This is a genomic window from Cronobacter turicensis (assembly GCF_041222865.1).
In the GTDB taxonomy this organism is placed as follows: domain Bacteria; phylum Pseudomonadota; class Gammaproteobacteria; order Enterobacterales; family Enterobacteriaceae; genus Cronobacter; species Cronobacter turicensis.
Map to the genome: position 1 here is coordinate 280,464 of NZ_CP165997.1, position 22,121 is coordinate 302,584.

At 58.5% G+C, this 22,121-nt stretch carries 17 protein-coding genes; 10 read left to right on the forward strand and 7 right to left on the reverse strand.

Annotation, left to right across the window (positions count from 1 at the left end):
• The first annotated feature begins 6 nt into the window (after positions 1–6).
• Positions 7–2,454, forward strand: a complete 2,448-nt coding sequence (gene glgP / locus AB8W27_RS01310) for a glycogen phosphorylase (protein WP_015742775.1) — start codon at positions 7–9, stop codon at positions 2,452–2,454.
• A gap of 68 nt (positions 2,455–2,522) precedes the next feature.
• Positions 2,523–2,978 carry a hypothetical protein gene (locus AB8W27_RS01315; RefSeq protein ID WP_041924008.1) on the forward strand — a complete coding sequence of 152 codons (456 nt, stop codon included), beginning with the start codon at positions 2,523–2,525 and terminating at the stop codon, positions 2,976–2,978.
• Between the two features lie 5 nt (positions 2,979–2,983).
• Here the strand turns inward: AB8W27_RS01315 and AB8W27_RS01320 are convergent, their stop codons facing one another.
• Both AB8W27_RS01320 and glpD read right to left on the reverse strand, forming a co-directional pair.
• Positions 2,984–4,507, reverse strand: coding sequence for a diguanylate cyclase (locus AB8W27_RS01320; RefSeq protein WP_369832993.1), 1,524 nt, complete (start codon positions 4,505–4,507; stop codon positions 2,984–2,986).
• A gap of 183 nt (positions 4,508–4,690) precedes the next feature.
• Complete coding sequence (glpD, locus tag AB8W27_RS01325) at positions 4,691–6,208, reverse strand: glycerol-3-phosphate dehydrogenase (protein ID WP_041924006.1); 1,518 nt, start codon at positions 6,206–6,208, stop codon at positions 4,691–4,693.
• 208 nt (positions 6,209–6,416) lie between these two features.
• On the opposite strand from glpD, the gene glpE reads away from it, so the two are divergent.
• The 3 genes from glpE to AB8W27_RS01340 all read left to right on the forward strand — a co-directional run bounded on the left by glpE (position 6,417) and on the right by AB8W27_RS01340 (position 8,451).
• Positions 6,417–6,761 carry a thiosulfate sulfurtransferase GlpE gene (gene glpE, locus AB8W27_RS01330; protein WP_202625464.1) on the forward strand — a complete coding sequence of 115 codons (345 nt, stop codon included), beginning with the start codon at positions 6,417–6,419 and terminating at the stop codon, positions 6,759–6,761.
• Between the two features lie 75 nt (positions 6,762–6,836).
• On the forward strand, positions 6,837–7,667 hold the full coding sequence (gene glpG, locus AB8W27_RS01335; RefSeq protein ID WP_015742770.1) for a rhomboid family intramembrane serine protease GlpG: 831 nt from the start codon (positions 6,837–6,839) through the stop codon (positions 7,665–7,667).
• A 25-nt stretch (positions 7,668–7,692) separates the two neighbouring features.
• The gene (locus AB8W27_RS01340) at positions 7,693–8,451 is read left to right on the forward strand and encodes a DeoR/GlpR family transcriptional regulator (RefSeq protein ID WP_007764996.1); all 759 of its coding nucleotides are present in this window, start codon (positions 7,693–7,695) and stop codon (positions 8,449–8,451) included.
• Between the two features lie 125 nt (positions 8,452–8,576).
• On the opposite strand, the gene malT is transcribed toward AB8W27_RS01340, so the two are convergent.
• The gene (gene malT, locus AB8W27_RS01345; protein WP_015742769.1) at positions 8,577–11,282 is read right to left on the reverse strand and encodes an HTH-type transcriptional regulator MalT; all 2,706 of its coding nucleotides are present in this window, start codon (positions 11,280–11,282) and stop codon (positions 8,577–8,579) included.
• Positions 11,283–11,880: 598 nt separating this feature from the next.
• Between malT and malP the strand changes: the two genes are divergently transcribed.
• The 3 genes from malP (at position 11,881) to cspA (ending at position 16,878) form a co-directional block, all read left to right on the forward strand.
• The gene (gene malP / locus AB8W27_RS01350; protein ID WP_015742766.1) at positions 11,881–14,283 is read left to right on the forward strand and encodes a maltodextrin phosphorylase; all 2,403 of its coding nucleotides are present in this window, start codon (positions 11,881–11,883) and stop codon (positions 14,281–14,283) included.
• 10 nt (positions 14,284–14,293) lie between these two features.
• The gene (malQ, locus tag AB8W27_RS01355) at positions 14,294–16,393 is read left to right on the forward strand and encodes a 4-alpha-glucanotransferase (protein WP_041924005.1); all 2,100 of its coding nucleotides are present in this window, start codon (positions 14,294–14,296) and stop codon (positions 16,391–16,393) included.
• Positions 16,394–16,665: 272 nt separating this feature from the next.
• Entirely contained in the window at positions 16,666–16,878 is a 213-nt protein-coding gene (cspA, locus tag AB8W27_RS01360; protein ID WP_007764985.1) for an RNA chaperone/antiterminator CspA, read from the forward strand.
• A 160-nt stretch (positions 16,879–17,038) separates the two neighbouring features.
• On the opposite strand, the gene nfuA is transcribed toward cspA, so the two are convergent.
• Both nfuA and gntX read right to left on the reverse strand, forming a co-directional pair.
• Positions 17,039–17,614: a Fe-S biogenesis protein NfuA gene (gene nfuA / locus AB8W27_RS01365; protein WP_007702711.1), complete on the reverse strand. Its 576-nt coding sequence runs from the start codon at positions 17,612–17,614 to the stop codon at positions 17,039–17,041.
• A 58-nt stretch (positions 17,615–17,672) separates the two neighbouring features.
• On the reverse strand, positions 17,673–18,350 hold the full coding sequence (gntX, locus tag AB8W27_RS01370; RefSeq protein WP_071820328.1) for a DNA utilization protein GntX: 678 nt from the start codon (positions 18,348–18,350) through the stop codon (positions 17,673–17,675).
• 39 nt (positions 18,351–18,389) lie between these two features.
• Between gntX and bioH the strand changes: the two genes are divergently transcribed.
• A complete protein-coding gene (gene bioH / locus AB8W27_RS01375; RefSeq protein WP_015742763.1) occupies positions 18,390–19,169 on the forward strand; it encodes a pimeloyl-ACP methyl ester esterase BioH in 780 nt (259 codons plus the stop codon).
• Positions 19,170–19,251: 82 nt separating this feature from the next.
• Positions 19,252–19,521 (forward strand): YdgH/BhsA/McbA-like domain containing protein, encoded by a 270-nt coding sequence (locus tag AB8W27_RS01380; RefSeq protein ID WP_015742762.1) that lies wholly within the window; start codon positions 19,252–19,254, stop codon positions 19,519–19,521.
• Positions 19,522–19,569: 48 nt separating this feature from the next.
• Here AB8W27_RS01380 and feoC read toward each other — a convergent pair whose 3' ends face one another.
• Both feoC and feoB read right to left on the reverse strand, forming a co-directional pair.
• The gene (gene feoC, locus AB8W27_RS01385) at positions 19,570–19,806 is read right to left on the reverse strand and encodes a [Fe-S]-dependent transcriptional repressor FeoC (RefSeq protein ID WP_015742761.1); all 237 of its coding nucleotides are present in this window, start codon (positions 19,804–19,806) and stop codon (positions 19,570–19,572) included.
• On the reverse strand, positions 19,806–22,121 hold the full coding sequence (gene feoB / locus AB8W27_RS01390; RefSeq protein ID WP_041924003.1) for a Fe(2+) transporter permease subunit FeoB: 2,316 nt from the start codon (positions 22,119–22,121) through the stop codon (positions 19,806–19,808). The genes feoC and feoB overlap by 1 nt, the downstream gene beginning before the upstream one ends.

Below are 22,121 nucleotides of genomic sequence, written 5' to 3' on the forward strand. Positions count from 1 at the left end.
ACGTGGATGAATGAACCCTTTAGCTACGCGTCGCCAACCCTGAGCGTGGAGGCGTTAAAACACTCTATCGCTTACAAGCTGATGTTCACCATCGGTAAAGATCCGGCTATCGCTAACAAACATGAGTGGCTAAACGCCACGCTGTTTGCCGTGCGCGACCGCATGGTGGAGCGCTGGTTGCGCTCCACGCGCGCGCAACTCTCGCAGGAAGTGCGTCAGGTGTACTATCTGTCGATGGAGTTTCTGATTGGCCGCACGCTCTCAAACGCGCTGTTGTCGCTTGGCATCTATGAAGATGTACAGGACGCGCTGGAGGGAATGGGCCTGAGTCTTGAAGAACTCATCGACGAAGAAAACGACCCCGGACTTGGCAACGGCGGCCTTGGGCGTCTTGCGGCCTGCTTCCTGGATTCGCTGGCGACGCTGGGCCTGCCGGGCCGCGGCTATGGCATTCGCTACGACTACGGCATGTTTAAGCAGAACATCGTTGACGGGCGTCAGAAAGAATCGCCGGATTACTGGCTGGAATATGGCAACCCGTGGGAGTTCCAGCGCCACAATACGCGCTATAAAGTGCGCTTCGGCGGCCGTATTCAGCAGGAAGGCAAAAAGACCCGCTGGGTGGAAACCGAAGAGATCATCGCGGTCGCTTCTGACCAGATCGTGCCCGGCTACGATACCGACGCCACCAATACGCTACGGCTCTGGAGCGCGCAGGCCAGTAGCGCCATTAACCTCGGTAAGTTTAACCAGGGCGATTATTTTGCGGCGGTGGAAGATAAAAACCACTCCGAGAACGTGTCGCGTGTGCTTTACCCGGACGACTCCACCTATTCGGGGCGCGAGCTGCGCCTGCGTCAGGAATATTTCCTGGTGTCCGCCACCGTGCAGGACATCTTAAGCCGCCATTACATGCTGCATAAAACCTACGCCAACCTGGCGCAGAAAGTGGCGATTCACCTGAACGATACCCACCCGGTGCTGTCGATTCCGGAGCTGATGCGTCTGCTTATTGACGAGCATAAGTTCACCTGGGATGAGGCGTTCGAGGTGACGTGTCAGGTGTTCTCCTACACCAACCATACGCTGATGAGCGAGGCGCTGGAGACCTGGCCTGTGGATATGCTCGGCAAGATCCTGCCGCGCCATCTGCAAATCATTTTCGAAATTAACGATTACTTCCTGCGTACCGTTCAGGATCAATACCCGAACGATACCGCGTTGTTAAGCCGCGTGTCGATTGTCGATGAGTCGGGCGGGCGTCGCGTGCGCATGGCCTGGCTGGCGGTGATTATCAGCCATAAGGTCAACGGCGTTTCTGAATTGCACTCGAACCTGATGGTGCAGTCGCTCTTTGCCGATTTTGCGAAGATCTTCCCGATGCGGTTCCTGAACGTCACCAACGGCGTGACGCCGCGCCGCTGGCTGGCGCTGGCGAACCCGGCGCTCTCTGAGGTGCTGGATGAGAATATCGGTCGCACCTGGCGCACCGATCTCAGCCAGCTGAGCGAGCTGGAGCAGCACATCGACTACCCGACGGTGAACCAGCAGGTGCGCGAAGCCAAGCTTGAGAATAAAAGGCGCCTGGCGATTTATATCGCGCAGCATCTCAATGTGGTGGTAAACCCGAAAGCGCTGTTTGACGTACAGATCAAACGTATTCACGAGTACAAGCGCCAGTTAATGAACGTGCTGCATGTTATTACGCGCTATAACCGCATCAAGGCCGATCCCGAGGCGGACTGGGTGCCGCGCGTGAATATTTTCGCCGGTAAAGCCGCCTCGGCGTATTACATGGCGAAGCACATTATTCACCTGATTAACGATGTGGCGAAGGTTATCAACAACGATGCGGAAGTGAAGGATCGGCTGAAAGTGGTCTTTATCCCGAACTACAGCGTCAGCCTTGCGCAGCTCATCATTCCGGCGGCGGATCTTTCAGAGCAGATTTCACTCGCGGGCACCGAGGCATCCGGCACCAGTAACATGAAGTTTGCGCTCAACGGCGCGCTGACCATTGGCACGCTCGATGGGGCGAACGTGGAGATGCAGGAGCATGTCGGCGAAGAGAACATTTTCATCTTCGGCAACACCGCAGATGAAGTGGAAGCGCTGCGCCGCGCTGGCTACAATCCGCGCGATTACTATGAGCAGGACGAAGAGCTGCGCCAGGTGCTGACCCAGATAGCTACCGGCGTGTTCAGCCCTGAAGAGCCGAGCCGCTACCGGGATCTGGTGGATTCGCTGATTAACTTTGGCGATCACTATCAGGTGCTGGCGGATTATCGCAGCTATGTGGATTGTCAGGATAACGTGGACGAGCTTTATCTTCAGCCGGAAGTGTGGACCACCCGCGCGATGCATAACATCGCCAACATGGGCTACTTCTCCTCTGACCGCACGATTCAGGAGTATGCGGAAAATATCTGGCATATCAATCCAGTACGCCTGTAAGATCGCTGTGTTATCAACATAACCAGAGTGGTGACACTCTGGTTTTTTTATGGGTGCGAAAGACAAGGATGACGAAGAAAAACACAGGGGTGGGGGCGCTGCTTGTATCGCTGATAGGTGCGCCATTACTGGCTCAGGTCTATGGGGCGGTCGCGGATATCGCGCTTTCCGGCGTGATGAGCTCGTTCGCCTCAGCGAACGTCGGCACCGCCATGCTGGTGTTGCTGCAAGGGGTATCACTGGCGCTGCTTGGGAAACGTCAGGCGACGCGGCGGCCCTACAGCGCACGCGCGTTCTGGGCTGTCTTTGGCTGGTATCTGCTGTGCGCGGCCGTGTTTAGTACCAGTGCGGCGTTTTTGCCCGACGCGCCGCGTGGCGCGCTATTCTTTGTCGGCTGGCTCCCGAGCGCGTACATCTGGCTGCTCGCGAGGGACGCTTTTTCTGTATGGCCGCTGTGGATCCCCGCGCTGGGACAGGGCATCGTGCTGGCAGGGTTTTATTACGGCCGACGCCGCGCCGCTTAAGCGCGTTATGCCTGGTACGGCGCCTCCATCAGAATGTGGCTCACACCTGCCGCGCCCACCACGCAGTTGCGGCCTGCGCGCTTCGCCTGATAAAGCGCGTCGTCCGCCCGGCTCTTCAGCGTTTCGCCGTTGACGTCCCCACCTGTGACGGTGGCGGCGCCTGCGCTTATCGTCAGCACTTTCTCTTCCCTCGGCGTCGCCGGGTGCGACAGTCGGGCGTGATGGATGGCTTCAAGGGCGCGTAGCGCCACACGCTGTGCGGCATGCGCATCCGCGCCGGGCAGAATAATCGCAAATTCTTCGCCGCCGTAGCGCGCGACTCTGTCGGTATTGTGCAACGGCAGATGACGCAGAATATCTCCCACCGCTTTCAGGCAGGCATCGCCCGCCACATGTCCCTGGGTGTCGTTATAGATTTTGAAATAGTCGATATCGAACATCACCAGCGAGACCGGCGCGCCGGTCGCCTGCGCGCGCGTGATGCACTGCTCCAGATAGATATCGAACTGGCGGCGGTTAGCCAGCCCCGTTAAGCCATCCAGCAGCGCCAGATCCTGTAAAATATGGTTCGAGCGCGTCAGATCGTCCCGCAGCCCGATAAGCTCTCGCTGATAACGCAGACTGGCGCGGATTTGCCGCAGCACCAGCACCCCGAAAATCAGCACCACGCCAAACAGTACGGCATTAAGCGCCAGCGTGGGAATATTGTTACGCCACCAGGCGGCGCGCAGTTCGTCAACGTCATAACCTGCCGACACCACCAGCGGATAGCGTTCAAGCGTGGCATAGCCGAAAATGCGCGGCACGCCGTCAATCGCCGATTTCCAGGCGCCGCCGCCGGTTGGGGCGATTTTCAGCATCCGGGTAAAGAGCGGGCTGGAGGAGAGGGTGCGGTTGATGTAGGAGTCGGGAAACGGGCGCACATACAGCACTGTGCTGTCCGCGAAGGTGATCCCCAGCGTGTCGCTCGGTCCCATCTCGTAATAGCCGTAAAACTGGCGGAAATAGTCGAGCTTCACCGTCGCCAGTAGCACGCCGTGAAAGCGCCCCTCGCGGTTATTCAGCCGCACCGAGACCGGTACGACCAGCTCGCCGGTGGAGCGGCTGCGGATCACATGACCAATATGAATGCCGGTATCGCTGTGCTGTGTGTGCCAGCGAAAATAGTCGCGGTCTGCGCTGTTGCCCTGCGCCGGAATGACGCTGGCGGACGTGGCTATCCAGTCGCCGTTGGCATCGTAGACAAACAACCCGTGCAACTGCGGCAGCTGGCGCTGCTGCTGGGCAAGCAGGCCGCGCGAGCCGTTCCAGTCGGCGGGCTGCAGGAAAATGTCCTCTGAGCGGCGCACCAGTTCATCGAGCGTTAACTGCACCTGAAGAAATGTATCTTCCGCCTGTCGCGCCAGCGAAATGGACTGGTTACGCGCCTGTCGCTCCGTCTCTTCGACGCTGTGTTGCCACGATTGCCATAGCGAGCTGCCGCTGACCGCTATCACCAGCAGCGAAATCAGCAGCAAAAAAGCCAGCATGACGGCATCCGGCGACCGGGATGTTGCCTTGCGCAAGCGGCGCTCTCCTGAGGACAGGGTCAATAACCCATAGTAATACGATGTTATTAAGTGTAGCGACAGAAAAACACGTCAATGCGGGGGGCTTGGCAGATAAAAAGACGCGGCCGCGCAGGAGGAAACGCGGCCGCGAAAGGGAAAGTATTACGAGGCGAGCGAGAGCGTCACGTTCGCTTTTTTACCGACGTTTTCGGTCAGCCACTGCGCTACGCGCGACTGTTCTTCAGCATTGAGCCACATGCCGAGTTTGGTACGGCGCCAGATGGCGTCGTCCAGACGGCGCACCCATTCGTGTTCCACCAGATAACGCAGCTCCGCTTCGTAGAACTCATGGCCAAAGTGTTCGCCCAGCGCGTTAAGATCGGCGGCATCGCCCAGAATCAGTTCGCTGTTGCTGCCGTAGGTGCGGGCATAGTGGCGCGCCAGCGCTTCGCTGATGAACGGATAGCGGCGACGCAGCTGCGCGGCGTAGTCGTCGCGCTCGCCCTGGAAAGCGCCGCCCGGCAACACGGCGTTACGGGTCCACGCCTGGCCGATATTGCTGTAATAGGACGACAGCTTTTCCATCGCGTGTTCGGCGAGCTTACGGTACGTCGTGAGTTTACCACCGAAGACCGACAGCAGCGGCGCCTGGCCGTTTTCATCGTGAATATCGAGCGTGTAATCACGGGTGATGGCTTGCGGAGAATCGGATTCGTCATCGCACAGCGGGCGCACGCCAGAGTAAGTCCAGACCACATCTTCGCGGGTCAGCTGTTTTTTGAAGTGCGCGTTATACACTTTCAGCAGATAACCGATTTCTGACTCATCGATCGCCACTTCTTTCGGATCGCCTTTGTATTCGACATCGGTAGTGCCGATTATCGAAAACTCTTCCATCCACGGAATAACAAACACGATGCGTTTATCTTCGTTCTGCAGGATGTAAGCCTGTTTCTGAGTGTGCACGCGCGGCACCACGATATGGCTGCCTTTGATCAGGCGGATGCCGTAAGGCGACTTCAGTTTCAGGCCGTCGTCGAAGAAGTTTTTCACCCACGGACCGGTGGCGTTTACTAAGCCGCGCGCCTGCCAGGTGTAGGTTTTGCCGGTATCGATATCTTCCGCTTCCACAATCCACATGCCGTTTTCGCGGCGCGCGGAGGTCGCGCGGGTGCGGGTCAGCACTTCGCCGCCTTTTTTCACGACCATCTGAGCGTTCGCCAGCACCAGACGGGCGTCATCGACCCAACAGTCGGAATATTCGAAACCGCGCACGATTTCCGGTTTCAGGACGGAATCCGCGCCAAAACGCAAACCGGTAGAGCCCGGCAGGCTGGTGCGTTTGCCGAGGTGATCGTACATAAACAGGCCGGTGCGGATCATCCACGCCGGACGCAGATGAGGGCGGTGCGGCAGACGAAAGCGCATCGGGAAGGCGATATGCGGCGCCATTTTCAGCAGCACTTCGCGCTCCGCCAGCGCTTCGCTCACCAGACGGAACTCGTAATGTTCCAGGTAGCGCAGGCCGCCGTGGATCAATTTGGAGCTGGCGGAAGAGGTGGCACATGCCAGATCCTGCGCTTCCAGCATCAGCACAGAGAGTCCACGCCCTGCGGCGTCTGCCGCGATACCGGCACCGTTGATGCCCCCACCTATCACAATCAGATCTTTGGTTTCCATGCTGCTGCCCTCACGCACTTTCGTTAAAGCTCATAAATGTTCGTTATCGCTCATAATAGCAAACAAACGCGCTTTTGATAACAACAAAAAAACATTTCAGTGTGATGTGAATAACATTATGGCGTTACAGACGGAGGAAGCCTTACACTTACGTTATTATCGGCATAACGCATCGTGCGTCGTTGGCCAGCCTTACGCCCCTTTAAAGATGAAAGAGAGCACTATGGATCAGTTTGAATGTATTAATGTCGAAGAAGCGCACCAGAAACTGCAACAGGGCGGCGCCGTGCTGGTGGATATTCGCGATCCGCAAAGCTATGCGATGGGCCACGCGCCCGGCGCGTTTCATTTAACCAACGCCACGCTGCCCGCTTTTATGCAGCAGACCGATTTCGATGTGCCGGTGCTGGTGATGTGCTATCACGGCAACAGCAGCAAAGGCGCGGCGCAGTATCTTCTCCACCAGGGGTTTGACCAGGTCTATAGCGTGGACGGCGGTTTCGACGCCTGGCATCGTCATTTCCCCGCAGAAGTGGCGCACGCAGAGAGTTAAGCATCGTGTCCGCGTCGTTCGCAGGTATACTGTTTTCCTCGTGTGGAGATACCTTTCTGAAAAGAACGACTTGCTATGTTGATGATTAACTCGTTTGACAACCCGCGTCTGGCGCAGGCGTTTGTTGACTATATGGCCACCCAGGGCGTGATACTGGAAATCCAGCGGCATGATACCTGGGATATCTGGCTTGCCGATGAAGCACAAGCGGAGAAGGTCAAAGCGGAGCTGAGCTATTTTCTCTCGCACCCGAGCGATCCGCGTTATCTCTCCGCCAGCTGGCAGACTGGGCAGTTGAACGCGGGTTTGCGCTACCGTTCTTATCCTTTTATGGCCACCGTGCGCGCCCATGCGGGCCCGCTGACGCTCGGCATGATGGCGCTGTGCGTCGTCGCGTATCTCGCGATGAGCTTTATCGGTTATGCGCAAGTGGCCGTCTGGCTTGCATGGCCTTTCGATCCCTCTCTCAAATTTCAACTCTGGCGTTATGTCAGCCCGCTGCTGCTGCACTTTTCCCTGCTGAGCCTGATCTTCAATCTGCTATGGTGGTGGTATCTTGCCGGTCCGCTGGAGAAGACCGTCGGCAGCGGTAAACTGCTGACGCTCACGCTGGTCACCGCGCTGGTGGGCGGCGTTATCCAGTATCAAATCGCGGGCCCGTGGTTCGGCGGCCTTGGCGGCGTCGTCTATGCGCTGGTGGGCTACGTCTGGCTTCGCGGCGAACGCGAACCGGAAAGCGGGCTACATCTGCCCCGCGGCATTCTGGTGTTTATGCTGTTGTGGCTCGCCATCGGCGGACTGGGGTTGTTTGGCAACAAGACGGCGAATGCCGATCTGGTGGCGGGGATGCTGATTGGCCTGGCGATGGCCATGACGGATACCCTGCATGCGCGAAAACGAAAATAATACGGCAACACGTCAGGAGAAGGGTGTGAAGCAAACACAACGTCACGATGCCATTATTGAACTGGTAAAAAAACAGGGCTATGTCAGTACCGAAGAGCTGGTGGAGCAGTTTGACGTCAGCCCGCAAACCATCCGCCGCGATCTCAACGATCTCGCCGAACAAAACATGATCCTGCGCCACCACGGCGGCGCGGCGTTGCCGTCGAGTTCGGTTAACACTTCCTGGCATGACCGCAAGGCGACCCAGACGGCGGAAAAAGAGCGCATCGCCTACAGAGTGGCGAGCCAGATCCCCAACGGCGCGACGCTGTTTATCGATATTGGCACCACGCCGGAGGCGGTGGCGCATGCGCTGTTAAACCATGAAAACCTGCGCATCGTGACCAATAACCTGAACGTGGCGAATACGCTGATGGTGAAGGACGATTTCCGCATCATTCTGGCGGGGGGTGAACTGCGCAGCCGCGACGGCGGGATCATTGGCGAGGCGACGCTCGACTTTATCTCTCAGTTCCGGCTCGATTTCGGCATTCTGGGTATCAGCGGCATCGACAGCGACGGCTCACTGCTGGAGTTCGATTATCACGAGGTGCGCACCAAGCGCGCGATTATTGAGAACTCGCGTCACGTGATGCTGGTGGTGGATCACTCCAAATTTGGCCGTAACGCGATGGTGAATCTGGGCAGTATCAGCCTTGTGGACGCGGTGTATACCGACATTATGCCGCCCGCCGGCGTGATGCAGGTGATTAACGCCAATAAGGTGCAATTAGAGTTGTGCTGATGTGGTGAGTTTTGCGGCGACGGTTGTCCGCGGAACGGCGGGTGCGCTGCGCTTACCCGCCCTACGGTGGCTTGTAAGGTGAGTAAGCGCAGCGCACCCACCATTAACGCGAATTACTGCTCACCCTAAACCCCATACCCCATCATTTTCAACAACTGCTGGGCGTGCTGAACGGCATCCTGACGGTGCGCCACACCAAGCTTCTGATACAAATTCCGGATATGGGTTTTAATCGTGGTCGCCGCCACATCAAGCTCGCCGGCAATCTGATCGTTGCTGTAACCGGAATAGATAAGCCCCAGCACCTGCCATTCACGCTGCGTCAGCGGGCTGGTGCGAATTAACTCCGGCACTTCCGGATGATTCAGCAGCTTATTGACGAAATTCTCATCAAAATGCGCGAACTTGTGGCGATGATGCTGGTTAATATCGCGCAAAATACGCTGCGCGCGATGCTGTTCGATCTCCGGCAGCGTATTAAGCTGCAACAGCTGACGCAACTGCTGCGCCATCGCCTCGCCTTCAATCACGAAATGGCTGATAAACCCGGTGCGGTTCGCCAGCGTTAACGCCTCCATCAGCACCCGCTGGGCGTCGCTTTTCCGCCCGGCATTCCAGTAAAGCTGATTCAGCAACAGCAGGTTGCGGTTGATATCGCTCATCAGACGCAGGCTGCGGGCGTTTTCATTCAGCTCTTCCAGCACCATCTCCGCAGGCTCGTAATCGCCAAGCAGGATCTGGACGCGGGCGATATTGCGCCACTGACTTTGCAGGAAATGGTTATTGGCGAAGGCCGGTTTCGGCGTCTGGCGCAGCCAGGCGGCCGCCGCGGCTTTGTCGCCTGTCATCTGCCAGTAAATCACTCGCACTTTGTCGGCGTTAGAGACCCAGTCGCTGTGGTAATGCCCGTTACCGAGCAGGTTTTCGAGACGGTTCAGATGGCCGCGGGCGTTGTCGAGATCGCCGCGCGCCAGCGAGCACTGCACCAGCAACGCCAGACACTGCAACTGCTGCTGCGGCTGGTAGTTCGCCAGCACGGTCATGCCCGTACGCGCGCAGGCTTCCGCTTCATCCAGCCGCGCCCAGGCCCACAGCAGCTGCGCGCGAATGCGCAGCAGGAACTCATGCAGCGGCAGCTGTTCGAGATGCTGCTCCTGAATCAGGATAAACGCCTTCTCCTGCGTCTCCCAGGCGGCCTGTAAAAAGCCCTGGGCGAAGAGAATTTCGCTCTGCTGGATAAGGCTCCAGAGCGCGTAATGCCAGACATCGTGACGGCGCGCCATCAGCTCAGTTTGCTGCATTACCGACAGCGATTTCGTTAAATCGCCTTTGCAGTGCAGCACTTCGCCGTGTACCGACGTCGCCACAATGCGGCTGTAGAAATTCGCCAGCGGCAGCGTCTCCAGCGCGACCATCGCCAGCCGCTCGGCCTCGTCCGGGTCGCCGTCGTTAATCGCCACCTGCGCGCGCAGGGCGTTGAATTCGCCATGCAGCGTGTCGTCCATTTCGCCTTTCATCTCCTGCTCGGCGCGCGCCAGCAGGGTATTTACTTCGCTGTAGCGGTGCTGGCTCTGCATCAGCCAGGCCTGCAACAGCACGAGGCGCGGGTTCGCCAGCAGGCTCTCCCAGGGCAGGGCTTTTAAAGACTGTTCCAGCAGAGTGAGTTCACTGTGGTTGAACAGCCCCCAGGCGTGATTGAGCAGAATATCGCGCAGCATATTGGCATCGCCCGCGGCAAGCGCGTGGTGGATGGCTTCACTCGGAAAGCCTTGCGCCATCCAGCTCTCCGCCGCCGCGCGGTGGATATCCGGCAGCTCTGTCGACAGCTCCCACTGGCAGCGCTGACGCAGGAAGTTACCGAACAGCGGGTGATAGCTGAACCATTCACCGGAATCATCCATACGCTGCAAAAACAGCCCCTGACGCTCAATCTCCTCCAGCCGCATCTGACCGTTCTCTTCGCCGGTCACGCGCACAATGAGCGCGTCGTTCATCGAGCGCAGCAGGGCGCTTTTCAGTAAAAACTGGCGGGTGTCGTTATCGACGTTGTTCAGGACTTCATCGACCAGATAATCGGAGAGATGGCTGGCGTTAATGCCCGCCAGGCGGCGCGCCGACTGATGCACTGCGCCAGTATTCTGACGCGCCGACAGAGCGATGAGTTGCAGGGCGGTGGCCCAGCCTGCGACGTCGTCGCAAAGGCGGCTGCTCTGCGCCGGTTCGATGGGTTGGCTCAGGCGGCAGTCGAAAAACTGACGCGCTTCCTGGTGCGTAAAGGCGAGCTGCTGGCTGCCGATTTCGAGTAACTGTTCGCGCACGCGCAGGTTGGCGATGCCCAACTGCGGCAGGTTACGCGACAGGACTACCAGCGTCAGGTGGTCAGGCTGATGGCGCAGGAAGAAGCGCATCGCCTCATGGATAGCCGGGTTGGTGATGAGGTGGTAATCATCAATCACCAGAAAAAGCGGCCGCGGCCACTCCGCCAGTTCAATAAAAAGCTGGGCGAAAAGCGATGAAAGGCTCGCGTACTGGCGTTTTTGCGCCATCACTTCGCTACTGGCGCAGTGGCCGCCGGTGGCCTGCTGGATAGCGGCGATAAGATAGCTGGCGAAGCGCTCCGGCTGGTTGTCGCCTTCATCAAGCGAATACCACCCCAGTTCGGTTTTACCTGCGGCCCACTGGGAAATTAACGTTGTTTTTCCGTAGCCGGCGGGACTGGTGATAAGCGCCAGCCGGTAGTTGCTAGCGCCGGATAATTTAGCCAGCAGACGTTCACGAACCACAGTGTGTTCAAGACGAACCGGGCGACTTAACTTAGACGGTATCAACATAGGATCACTTCACTGTGCAGGAGGCAAAGAGATGACGATTTTTTTTGAGCTTCGTAATTAATACTAAATTAAGGTCGGACAGAATCGGGCTGAATGCAAGTTATGTCCTTTTTGGGGCATCTTAAAGTTGCACTCTGTCACATTTCCATTTTTTCTGTGAATATTTCAGCCCCGTACGCCTGCGAAGGCCGTTGGCTCTGGCTTCGCGTTCCGTCGCGGCTGATTTTTATTTCGCCATCGGCGCAGTAAACTTTGCAAACCGGGAGCCGTTTTGCCGGTTTTTGTGCGCGAAATCACCGTAAAAAAGCGTCAGAACGGGGCTGAAGCGTTATTTTTAGTGAGAATTCATTTCTGCGGTAACCGCGTACCTGGCGGGGTGGCTGTGTCAGAGTACAACGCGGCGTGAAGGGGCCGAAGGTGTAGTATTTCCTGCGTGTTTTACCGCTTTTCGTGTGGGTTTTAGTGCCCGGGATCACAGTTTTTGCTACTACCCGTTCCTCCTCCCTCGCTAATCCTGCGCAGGATGAGGAATTCGCAAAGGGGGCCGGGCAAACTAGCGGAAATTCTCCTTATTTTTGCTACAGGACCCCGATTCACTATGTCACAGCCCACCTTTAACCCGGTCGAATTCGAGGCTGCTCTGACCCGTCAGTGGCAGCGTTTTGGTTTACACAGCGCCAAAGAAATGACGCAGCGCCAGTGGTGGCAGGCGGTCAGCGGCGCGCTTTCGGAAATGCTCGTCGCGATCCCGCCGCACCAGCCGCAGGCGAAACAGCGTCATGTGAACTATATCTCGATGGAGTTTCTGATTGGCCGTCTGACCGGCAACAACCTGCTCAACCTTGGCTGGCACGATGAGGTGAGCCGCATTCTGGAAAGCCATAATATTCATCTGGGCGATTTGCTGGAGCAGGAAACCGATCCGGCGCTGGGGAACGGCGGCCTGGGGCGTCTGGCGGCCTGCTTCCTGGATTCCATGGCGACCGTGGGGCAATCGGCGACCGGCTATGGCCTGAACTACCAGTACGGCCTGTTCCGCCAGTCTTTCGAAGACGGCAAACAGATGGAAGCGCCGGACGACTGGCACCGCCGCAGCTACCCGTGGTTCACCCATAACGAGGCGCTGGATGTGCAGGTGGGCATCGGCGGTAAAGTGATTAAAGACGGGAAAACCGCGCGCTGGGTGCCGGGGTTCGTCATTACCGGCGAAGCGTGGGATCTGCCGGTGGTGGGTTACCGTAACAGCGTGGCGCAGCCGCTGCGTCTGTGGCAGGCGACGCACGCCCATCCGTTCGATCTGACCAAATTCAACGACGGCGATTTCCTGCGCGCTGAGCAGCAGGGCATCGACGCGGAAAAACTGACCAAAGTCCTCTACCCGAACGACAACCATCAGGCGGGCAAAAAACTGCGTCTGATGCAGCAATATTTCCAGTGCGCCTGTTCCGTTGCCGATATTCTGCGTCGCCATCATCTGGCGGGTCGCAAACTGGCTGAGCTGCCGGATTACGAAGTCATCCAGCTTAACGATACGCACCCGACCATCGCTATTCCTGAACTGCTGCGCGTGCTTATCGACGAGCATCAGCTGAGCTGGGACGACGCCTGGGCGATCACCAGCCGCACCTTCGCCTACACCAACCACACCCTGATGCCGGAAGCGCTGGAGTGCTGGGACGAGCGCCTGATCCGCACGCTGCTGCCGCGTCATATGCAGATTATCAAAGAGATCAATACGCGCTTTAAAAAGCAGGTGACGAAAACCTGGCCGGGCGACGAGGCGGTCTGGGCGAAACTGGCTGTGGTACACAACGGCCAGGTACGTATGGCGAACCTCTGTGTGGTGAGCGGTTTTGCGGTGAACGGCGTGGCGGCGCTGCACTCCGATCTGGTCGTCAAAGATCTGTTCCCGGAATACCACCAGCTGTGGCCGAATAAATTCCACAACGTCACCAACGGCATCACGCCGCGCCGCTGGATGAAGCAGTGCAACCCGGCGCTGGCCGCGCTTATCGACAAAACACTGAAAAAAGAGTGGGTGAACGATCTCGACGCGCTGGCCGGGCTGGAGAAATATGCCGACGACGCCGCGTTCTGCAAGGCGTACCGCACTATCAAGCAGGAAAACAAACAGCGTCTGGCGGCGTATATCCATGCCCGTACCGGCATTGAAATCAACCCGAACGCGCTGTTTGACGTGCAGATCAAACGCCTGCATGAGTACAAACGTCAGCACCTCAACCTGCTGCACATCGTGGCGCTGTACAAAGAAATTCGCGAAAACCCGAACGCGAACCGCGTGCCGCGCGTCTTCCTGTTTGGCGCAAAAGCCGCACCGGGTTACTACCTCGCGAAAAATATCATCTACGCTATCAACAAAGTGGCGCAGGCGGTGAATAACGATCCGCGGGTCGGCGATAAGCTGAAAGTGGTCTTCCTGCCGGATTACAACGTCTCGGTCGCCGAGATGATGATCCCGGCGGCGGATATCTCCGAGCAGATCTCAACCGCCGGTAAAGAAGCGTCCGGCACCGGCAACATGAAGCTGGCGCTGAACGGCGCGCTTACCGTCGGGACGCTGGATGGCGCGAACGTCGAGATTGCCGAACAGGTGGGCGAAGAGAACATCTTTATCTTCGGCCATACCGTCGAAGAAGTGAAAGCGCTGAAAGCCAAAGGGTATGACCCGGTGAAATGGCGCAAAAAAGACAAACTGCTGGATGAAGTACTCAAAGAGCTGGAAAAAGGCGTCTACGCGGATGGCGATAAGCACGCTTTCGATCAGATGTTGCACAGCCTTGGCAAACAGGGCGGCGACCCGTACCTGGTGATGGCGGACTTCTCGGCCTATGTTGAAGCCCAGAAGCAGGTGGATGTGCTCTACCGCGACCAGGAAGCCTGGACCCGTGCGGCTATTCTCAATACCGCGCGCTGCGGCATGTTCAGCTCTGACCGCTCCATCCGGGATTATCAGCAACGTATCTGGCAGGCAAAACGCTAAAGGAGCCGCCATGGAAAGCAAACGCCTTGACTCCTCCGCCCTTGCGGCGGGGATTAGCCCTAACTACATCAATGCGCACGGCAAACCGCAGGCGATTGGCGCTGAGACCAAACGGCGTTTGCTGGAAGCGATGAACCCTGAGGCCGCGCCGAAAGCGGCCGATAAATCGCCGCTGCCGCCGGTGAAAGTGGTGACGAAAAGCCGCCGTATGCAGTTAACGCCGCAAGGCCGCGGTGACTACCACTGGCTGCTGACCAGCGAAACCGGCGAGCAGTTTAGCGGCAACGCGCGCGGCGGCGAGGCGCTGACGCTGCCTGCGAAGCTGGAAGAGGGGTATCACACGCTGACGCTCACGCGTGACGATAATCGCTGGCACTGTCGGCTTATCGTCGCGCCGAAGCGTTGCTATGAGCCGCAGGCGCTGCGTGAGGGTAAAAAACTCTGGGGCGCGTGCGTACAGCTTTACACGCTGCGCTCGCAAAACAACTGGGGCATCGGGGATTTCGGCGATCTGAAAGCGATGCTGAATGAAGTGGGCCCGCGCGGCGGCGCGTTTATCGGCTTAAACCCGATCCATGCGCTCTACCCGGCGAACCCGGAAAGCGCGAGCCCGTACAGCCCGTCGTCCCGCCGCTGGCTTAACGTTATCTATATTGACGTTAACGCCGTGGAAGATTTTCGGCGTAGCGATGAGGCGCAGACCTGGTGGAAGCGCGACGCCACGCAGCAGGCGCTGAAAGCGGCCCGCGAGTCGCAGTGGGTCGATTACTCGACCGTGACCATGCTGAAGCTCACGGCGCTGCGGATGGCCTGGACGCGCTTCTCCACGCGCGGTCCGGATGATGACGATGTGGTGGCGTTTCGCGATTTCGTGGCCCGCTCGGGCGAAAGCCTTTACTGGCAGGCGGCGTTCGACGCGATTCACGCCTGGCAGGCGCAGGAAGATCCGATGCGCTGGGGCTGGCCGGCCTGGCCGAAAGCGTATCAGAACACCAGCAGCCCGGAAGTGCAGGCGTTTTGCAAAAAACGGGCGGATGAGGTCGATTTTTATCTCTGGCTGCAATGGCTCGCGTATGAGCAGTTTGCCCGCTGCTGGGAGACCAGCCAGTCATACGACATGCCGATCGGGCTGTATCGCGATCTGGCGGTTGGCGTGGCGGAAGGCGGCGCGGAAACCTGGTGCGACCGCGAGCTGTACTGCCTGAAGGCGTCGGTCGGCGCGCCGCCGGATATTCTGGGGCCGCTTGGCCAGAACTGGGGCCTGCCGCCGATGGATCCTCACGTGATGCAGGCGCGCGCCTACGAGCCGTTTATCGAACTTCTGCGCGCCAATATGACCCACTGCGGCGCGCTGCGCATCGACCATGTAATGTCGCTGCTGCGTCTGTGGTGGATCCCGTACGGCGAAACAGCGGATAACGGCGCTTACGTGCAGTATCCGGTCGACGATCTGCTGGCGATCCTCGCGCTCGAAAGCCAGCGCCACCGCTGTATGGTGATCGGCGAAGATCTCGGTACGGTTCCGGCGGAGATCGTCGGCAAGCTGCGCGACAGCGGCGTCTACTCGTACAAAGTCCTCTACTTTGAAAACGAAGGGGGCAGCCGCTTCCGCGCGCCGAAACGCTGGACGTCGCAGGCGATGGCGGTCGCGACCACTCACGATCTGCCGACGCTGCGCGGCTACTGGGAAAGCGGCGATTTAACCCTCGGTAAAACGCTGGGGCTCTATCCCGATGAAGAGGTGTTAGAAGGGCTGTACGCCGATCGCGAGCGGGCCAAACAGGGACTGCTGGAGAGCTTGCATCAGCATGGCTGCCTGCCGAAACGCGCAGGACACCACGCCGCGCGCATGAAAATGGGCGCCACGCTGAACCGCGCGCTCCAGCGCTATATCGCCGACAGCAATAGCGCGCTGCTCGGACTTCAGCCGGAAGACTGGCTGGATATGGCGCAGCCGGTGAACGTGCCAGGCACCAGCTATCAGTACCAAAACTGGCGTCGCAAGCTCACCGTCGATCTGGAAACCATGTTTGCCGACGACACCGTTAACCGGCTGATCAAAGACCTCGATAAACGTCGCCGCGCCGCATCGGCGGTAAAGCGTAAATAACAGTTCGCCCCTGCGCGTCGCAAAACACGCGCAGGGGCGACTATTTTTGCCTCCCTCAATAAAAAGCTTGCTTTGTGGGAGCCAGCATGCGTTAATGCACTCCTCGGTTTGCGAGACAGACCCGTCGAAAAGCAGTTTAGTAAAGCAGTTCTCATTTCAAGTGTTATCCCAAGATATCCCTTCTTTTTGAGTCTCCTCCATAAGCGCTAAGTAAATTCTGTTATGCAGGCCACGCAACGCCGTAAGGCTCAATGATTTTTTAAGGTGATAACATGTCTGATAAAATGACTGGTTTAGTAAAATGGTTTAACGCGGAAAAAGGTTTCGGCTTCATTACTCCGGACAACGGTAGCAAGGACGTTTTCGTTCACTTCTCCGCAATCCAGGACAACGGCTTCAAAACCCTGGAAGAAGGCCAGAAGGTCTCTTTCACCGTTGAAAGCGGCGCGAAAGGCCCGGCAGCTGCGAACGTAACTGCCATCTAATCGCTCCCCTTGCGCGGTTTCCGACAGCGATGACGGGTTAACCCTGAGCAGTGAAATCGACGCAAAAAAAGAACCCGCCTTGTGCGGGTTTTTTTATTCCGAGCATACGCGAAAAAAAAGCCCGCTTAAAGCGGGCTTTTTTAATAGCTTGCGATCGCGCTTAGTAGTAAGAGTGCTCGCCGCGCTGGTGCTCGGTGAGATCGCGCACGCCTTTAAGTTCCGGGAACTCGTTCAGCAGCTGCTTCTCGATACCTTCTTTCAGCGTCACGTCTACCATGGAGCAGCCGTTGCAGCCGCCGCCGAATTGCAGAATGGCGTAGCCTTCGTCGGTGATCTCCATCAGCGTGACGCGGCCGCCGTGGCCTGCCAGCTGCGGGTTGATCTGCGACTGCAGTAAATATTCCACGCGCTCCATCAGCGGCGCGTCATCCGCCACTTTACGCATTTTCGCGTTAGGCGCTTTCAGCGTGAGCTGCGAGCCCAGCTGGTCGGTCACGAAATCGATTTCCGCATCTTCCAGATACGGCGCGCTCAGCTCGTCGACATAGGCGGTGAGCAGGTCGAATTTCAGTGCGGTATCCGTAGCTTCCACGGCATCGGGCGGGCAGTAGGACACGCCGCATTCAGCGTTCGGGGTGCCTGGGTTGATAACGAATACGCGGATCTGCGTCCCTTCTTCCTGGCTTGCCAGTAGCTTGGCAAAGTGTGCCTGGGCGGCATCGGAAATACGGATCATAGCAATGGCCTAATAGTTGACTATTTTAGTTGGTTATAATACGCCCATCATCGAGGCTCTACAAGGTTCGACACAGGCACCATACCTGGACAGTCGCCGCGCCGTTGCGCTTAAGCAGGCGCGCGATCCGGGCAACAGTACTCCCTGTCGTGACGACATCATCCACAATAACGATATGGAGACCCGCCACCGGTAATTCAACCCGGAAGGCGTTTTTCAGGTTGCTGCGCCGCTGCCGGGCGTTGAGCTGCCGCTGGGGCGGGGCGGCTTTGATGCGCGCTACCGCGTCCGGCGCATAGCGTATCCCGAGCCAGCGTGACAGCGCCCTGGCGATAAGTGCGCTTTGGTTAAAACCGCGTCGCCAGGCGCGTGTACGGTGCAGCGGCACGCTGATGAGCAGATCCGCCGCGGGAAGCGCGCCGCTGCGCTTCGTGGCAAGAATTTTCAACAGCAACAGGCGGGCGAGCGCGGGCGCAAGCGCCGTACATCCTTGAAATTTAAACTGATGCACCAGTCCGCTTACCGGCGGCGCGTACTCGCTCGCGGCGAGTAGCCGCTGCCAGACGGGTGGCTTTTGCAGGCAGCGGCCGCACGGCTGTGTCTCACACGCGGCAGGCAGCCCGCACTGCGGGCATACCGGTATCTGCCGCAACCGCTGGCAGCGCGAGCAAATTCCCCAGTCCGGCACGCGCAGCGGCATCCGGCATAGCCAACACATCCCCGGTATTGTTAGCATGACAACCTCCTTGTACATCAACCATGAGAAGAGTAACGGATGAATGACATCTGGTGGCAGACCACGGGCGAAGGAAATTGTCATCTTGTGCTGCTGCACGGGTGGGGGCTGAATGCCGAAGTGTGGCGTTGCATTTCGCAGGAATTACGCTCGCACTTTACGCTGCATCTGGTCGACTTGCCGGGCTACGGGCGCAGCCAGGGCTTTGGCGCGCTGACGCTTGATGAGATGGCGCGCCTGGTGGCGAGCCGTGCGCCTGAACGCGCCGTCTGGCTGGGCTGGAGCCTTGGCGGGCTGGTGGCAAGCCAGGTGGCGCTCAATGAACCGTCGCGCGTCGAGGCGCTGGTGACGGTCGCCTCGTCGCCCTGTTTTCAGGCAGGCGACGACTGGCCCGGCATTAAGCCCGAAGTGCTAAGCGGGTTTCAGCGTCAGCTGAGTGAAGATTTTCAGCGCACGGTGGAGCGTTTTCTGGCGCTGCAAACGCTCGGCACCGAGACGGCGCGCCAGGATGCGCGCGTGCTGAAATCTATCGTACTGGCGCAACCGATGCCCGGTGCTGAGGTATTAAACGGCGGGCTGGAGATCCTGAAAACCGCCGATCTGCGAGAGGCGCTCGCCGCCTGGCAGGGGCCGTTTTTACGCCTCTACGGGCGTCTTGACGGGCTGGTGCCGCGCAAGGTCGCCGCGCTGCTTGATGAACGCTTTCCTGAAAGCGAATCGCTGGTGTTTGATAAAGCCGCCCACGCGCCGTTTATTTCTCATCCGCGAGAATTCTGCGACGCGTTGCTGGCGTTACAGGCTCGCCTGGCAAACCTGTGAAAGCGCGCCATACTTAAGATGTCGTTGTTATCGGGGCGTTTTTATCCCGCCCTTAACATCATCTGAGCAGGGAGTCATTCTTATGAAATTACGCACCGGTATGCTGTTGTCTGTGGTTCTGGGTTCGCTCTCTTTTGGCGCGCTGGCCGCGGAAGAACTGCAAAAAGATAAAGTCAAAGAGATGAATCTCACCAAAATCGGCACTATCGTCTCTGACAAAGGCACCGCGCCGATGGACGCGAAAGAAGAACTGATTAAGAAAGCCGATGAAATGGGCGGCAAATATTATGTCATCACCAGCGGCGAGAAAACCGGTAAGGATATTCACGCCACGGCGGATGTTTACAAATAAGCGATTTATCAATAAGAAAAGGGGCGGGCACGATGCCCGCCCTGTCGGTTACCGCAACCGCCACACCTCTTGACGGCACGCCTTGCCCTCCGGGCAGTGGCGACAGCTGCCGCTCAGGCAGCCCGACAGCCACTCCTCCTGACGTTCCGCTTTCCCCATCGTCTCCAGGCGACTGAGCATGGCATTGACCAGCGGCAGCGGCGTCGCGAGCTGTTCGCTAATACGCTGCGCGTCCATTCTTCCCGAGAGCGCCAGCAGATCCCGCACCTCAATCAGCGTGGCCATCAGTGACACTCCCCGGCGGTCGTTTCGCAGCAGCGGGCCTCGCGACGCGGCGCCAGCAGGCTCACATTCACGCGGCTGCGCGCCCGGCGTAATGTCGTGAGCAGCGCGATATTAAACAGAACGACCGCCAGCATCGCCGTAAGGCTATAGAGCGGATGCGCCTGGAATGTCGCGCCCTGGTAGAACAGCGTCGCCAGTGAATACGCGATATTCAGTCCCCAGAGAATCGAAAAGCCCATCCAGCCGCGGCTTGATTCGCGGGCGATGGCGCCCATCACCGAGATGCAGGGAATATAGAGCAGCACGAACACCAGATAGCTGTAAGCGGCGGCTTCGCTGCCAAATTTAGCGCTCATCACGCCCATCGCCCCGGTCGCCATCTCACCGTCGCCTTTGCTGGCTTCGATAGGGTTTGCCAGCACGCTCAGGCTGAAGGTGTCTTTCAGGCTCTGCCAGGTTTCCGCCAGCGCGCCGGTCAGCTCGGCCTTCAGGCTAAAGCTCGCGGCATCGAACGGGGCTTCATGGATGTTTTCGGCGGTATAAAGCGTGTTCAGCGTGCCGACCACGACTTCTTTCGCCATCGCGCCGGTGAATAACCCGACGGTGGCCTGCCAGTTGTCTTCCTGCACGCCGATCGGTTTTAACAGCGGCGTCAGTACGCGGCTGACGGAGGCCAGCGCGGAATCGTTAATGTTGTCCACGGTCTTGCCGCTGAACGAAAAGCTATTCAGCGCGCCAATGAACACACTGACAATGACGATGACTTTCCCGGCGCGCAGCACAAAGCCTTTCAGGCGCTGCCACGTTTGCAGCAGCAGGCTTTTCAGGTGCGGCACGTGATATACCGGCAACTCCATCACAAACGGCGTGGCTTCGCCGCGCATGATCGTAAACTTCAGCATCAGGCCGGTCAGGATCGCCATGACGATGCCAAGCAGATAGAGCGAAAAGACCACCAGCGCGCCCTGCTGACCAAAAAAGGCGGCGGCGAATACCGCGAAAATCGCCAGTCGCGCGCCGCAGGACATAAATGGCGCCATCATGATAGTCATCAACCGTTCGCGCGGCGCATCCAGCGTGCGGGCGCCCATCACCGACGGCACGTTGCAGCCAAAGCCCACAATCAGCGGAACGAACGATTTACCCGGCAGACCCAGCGCCTGCATCAGGCGATCCATCACAAACGCCGCGCGGGCCATATAACCGGAATCTTCAAGAAACGACAGAAACAGGTACATCATGCCGATTTGCGGCACGAGCGGCAGCACGGTGTTGATGCCGCCGCCAATCCCCTGGGCGAGGAACAGCGTCAGCCAGGTAGGGAAATGCAGCGTGTAACCGACCCATTGCAGCCCGTGAATGAAAATCGCCACGGAGCCCGCGTCGAAAATCGGCTGCAACGCGCCGCCGATGTTAATGGCGAGCAGAAACATCAGGTACATCACGCCGAGAAAGACCGGCAAACCCAGAAAACGGTTGAGAATAATGTTATCCAGCGCGGCTGTGAGGCGGTGCGGCTCGGCGGTGAGGCTGTTGCTGACGGCGTCGCAAAGGGTGGAAATACTCTGGTAGCGGGCGTCAACGATATGCAGCGCCGGGTCATCAAGCTGGCTCTCAAGCTGCGCCTGAATGTGCGGGAGCCGTGCGGCGGCATCGCCCGCCACACTGTGGCTATAGATATCGCCTTCGAGCATTTGCAGCCCGAGCCAGCGGCGTTGCTGGGCGGAGAGATCGCCGGGCATCGCCGCCGCCAGGGTCTCAGCCGCTTCAGAAAGCGGCGCCGGGTAATGGACGCGCTCAATAGTCTGATTACGCTTGTGGCGGTCAATGGCGAGCTTCAGGCTGTCGATGCCGCGGGCGCGCGTAGAAACCAGCGGTACGACCGGGCAGCCGAGGCGGTTCGCCAGCGCGTCGATATCAATGCGGATGTTTTGTTTGTCGGCGATATCCAGCATGTTCAGCGCGACCACGCATGGAATGCCGAGCTCCAGCAGTTGCAGCGTCAGGTAGAGGTTGCGCTCAAGGTTGGAGGCGTCCACCACGTTTATCAGCATGTCCGCATCGCCGCTGAGGATGTAGTGGCAGGCGATTTGTTCATCGAGCGAGGTTTGCGAAGAAATCGTAGTCAGAGAGTAGGTGCCAGGCAGATCGACCAGCGTCACCTGGTGATCGGTCGTCGCGAAGCTGCCCTCTTTACGCTCTACCGTCACGCCCGCCCAGTTGCCCACGCGCTGCCGCGCGCCGGTAAGCTGATTAAATAGCGTCGTTTTGCCGGAGTTCGGATTGCCGATTAAGCCGATGGTTAATTTTTTCAT

Coding starts and splice junctions, on each gene's coding strand:
- malT (WP_015742769.1), bottom strand. CDS start 11,282: ATGTTGATACCGTCTAAGTTAAGTCGCCCGGTTCGTCTTGAACACACT.
- malQ (WP_041924005.1), top strand. CDS start 14,294: ATGGAAAGCAAACGCCTTGACTCCTCCGCCCTTGCGGCGGGGATTAGC.
- glpG (WP_015742770.1), top strand. CDS start 6,837: ATGTTGATGATTAACTCGTTTGACAACCCGCGTCTGGCGCAGGCGTTT.
- malP (WP_015742766.1), top strand. CDS start 11,881: ATGTCACAGCCCACCTTTAACCCGGTCGAATTCGAGGCTGCTCTGACC.
- cspA (WP_007764985.1), top strand. CDS start 16,666: ATGTCTGATAAAATGACTGGTTTAGTAAAATGGTTTAACGCGGAAAAA.
- nfuA (WP_007702711.1), bottom strand. CDS start 17,614: ATGATCCGTATTTCCGATGCCGCCCAGGCACACTTTGCCAAGCTACTG.
- bioH (WP_015742763.1), top strand. CDS start 18,390: ATGAATGACATCTGGTGGCAGACCACGGGCGAAGGAAATTGTCATCTT.
- feoC (WP_015742761.1), bottom strand. CDS start 19,806: ATGGCCACGCTGATTGAGGTGCGGGATCTGCTGGCGCTCTCGGGAAGA.
- AB8W27_RS01315 (WP_041924008.1), top strand. CDS start 2,523: ATGACGAAGAAAAACACAGGGGTGGGGGCGCTGCTTGTATCGCTGATA.
- gntX (WP_071820328.1), bottom strand. CDS start 18,350: ATGCTAACAATACCGGGGATGTGTTGGCTATGCCGGATGCCGCTGCGC.
- glgP (WP_015742775.1), top strand. CDS start 7: ATGAATGAACCCTTTAGCTACGCGTCGCCAACCCTGAGCGTGGAGGCG.
- AB8W27_RS01320 (WP_369832993.1), bottom strand. CDS start 4,507: ATGCTGGCTTTTTTGCTGCTGATTTCGCTGCTGGTGATAGCGGTCAGC.
- AB8W27_RS01380 (WP_015742762.1), top strand. CDS start 19,252: ATGAAATTACGCACCGGTATGCTGTTGTCTGTGGTTCTGGGTTCGCTC.
- feoB (WP_041924003.1), bottom strand. CDS start 22,121: ATGAAAAAATTAACCATCGGCTTAATCGGCAATCCGAACTCCGGCAAA.
- glpD (WP_041924006.1), bottom strand. CDS start 6,208: ATGGAAACCAAAGATCTGATTGTGATAGGTGGGGGCATCAACGGTGCC.
- glpE (WP_202625464.1), top strand. CDS start 6,417: ATGAAAGAGAGCACTATGGATCAGTTTGAATGTATTAATGTCGAAGAA.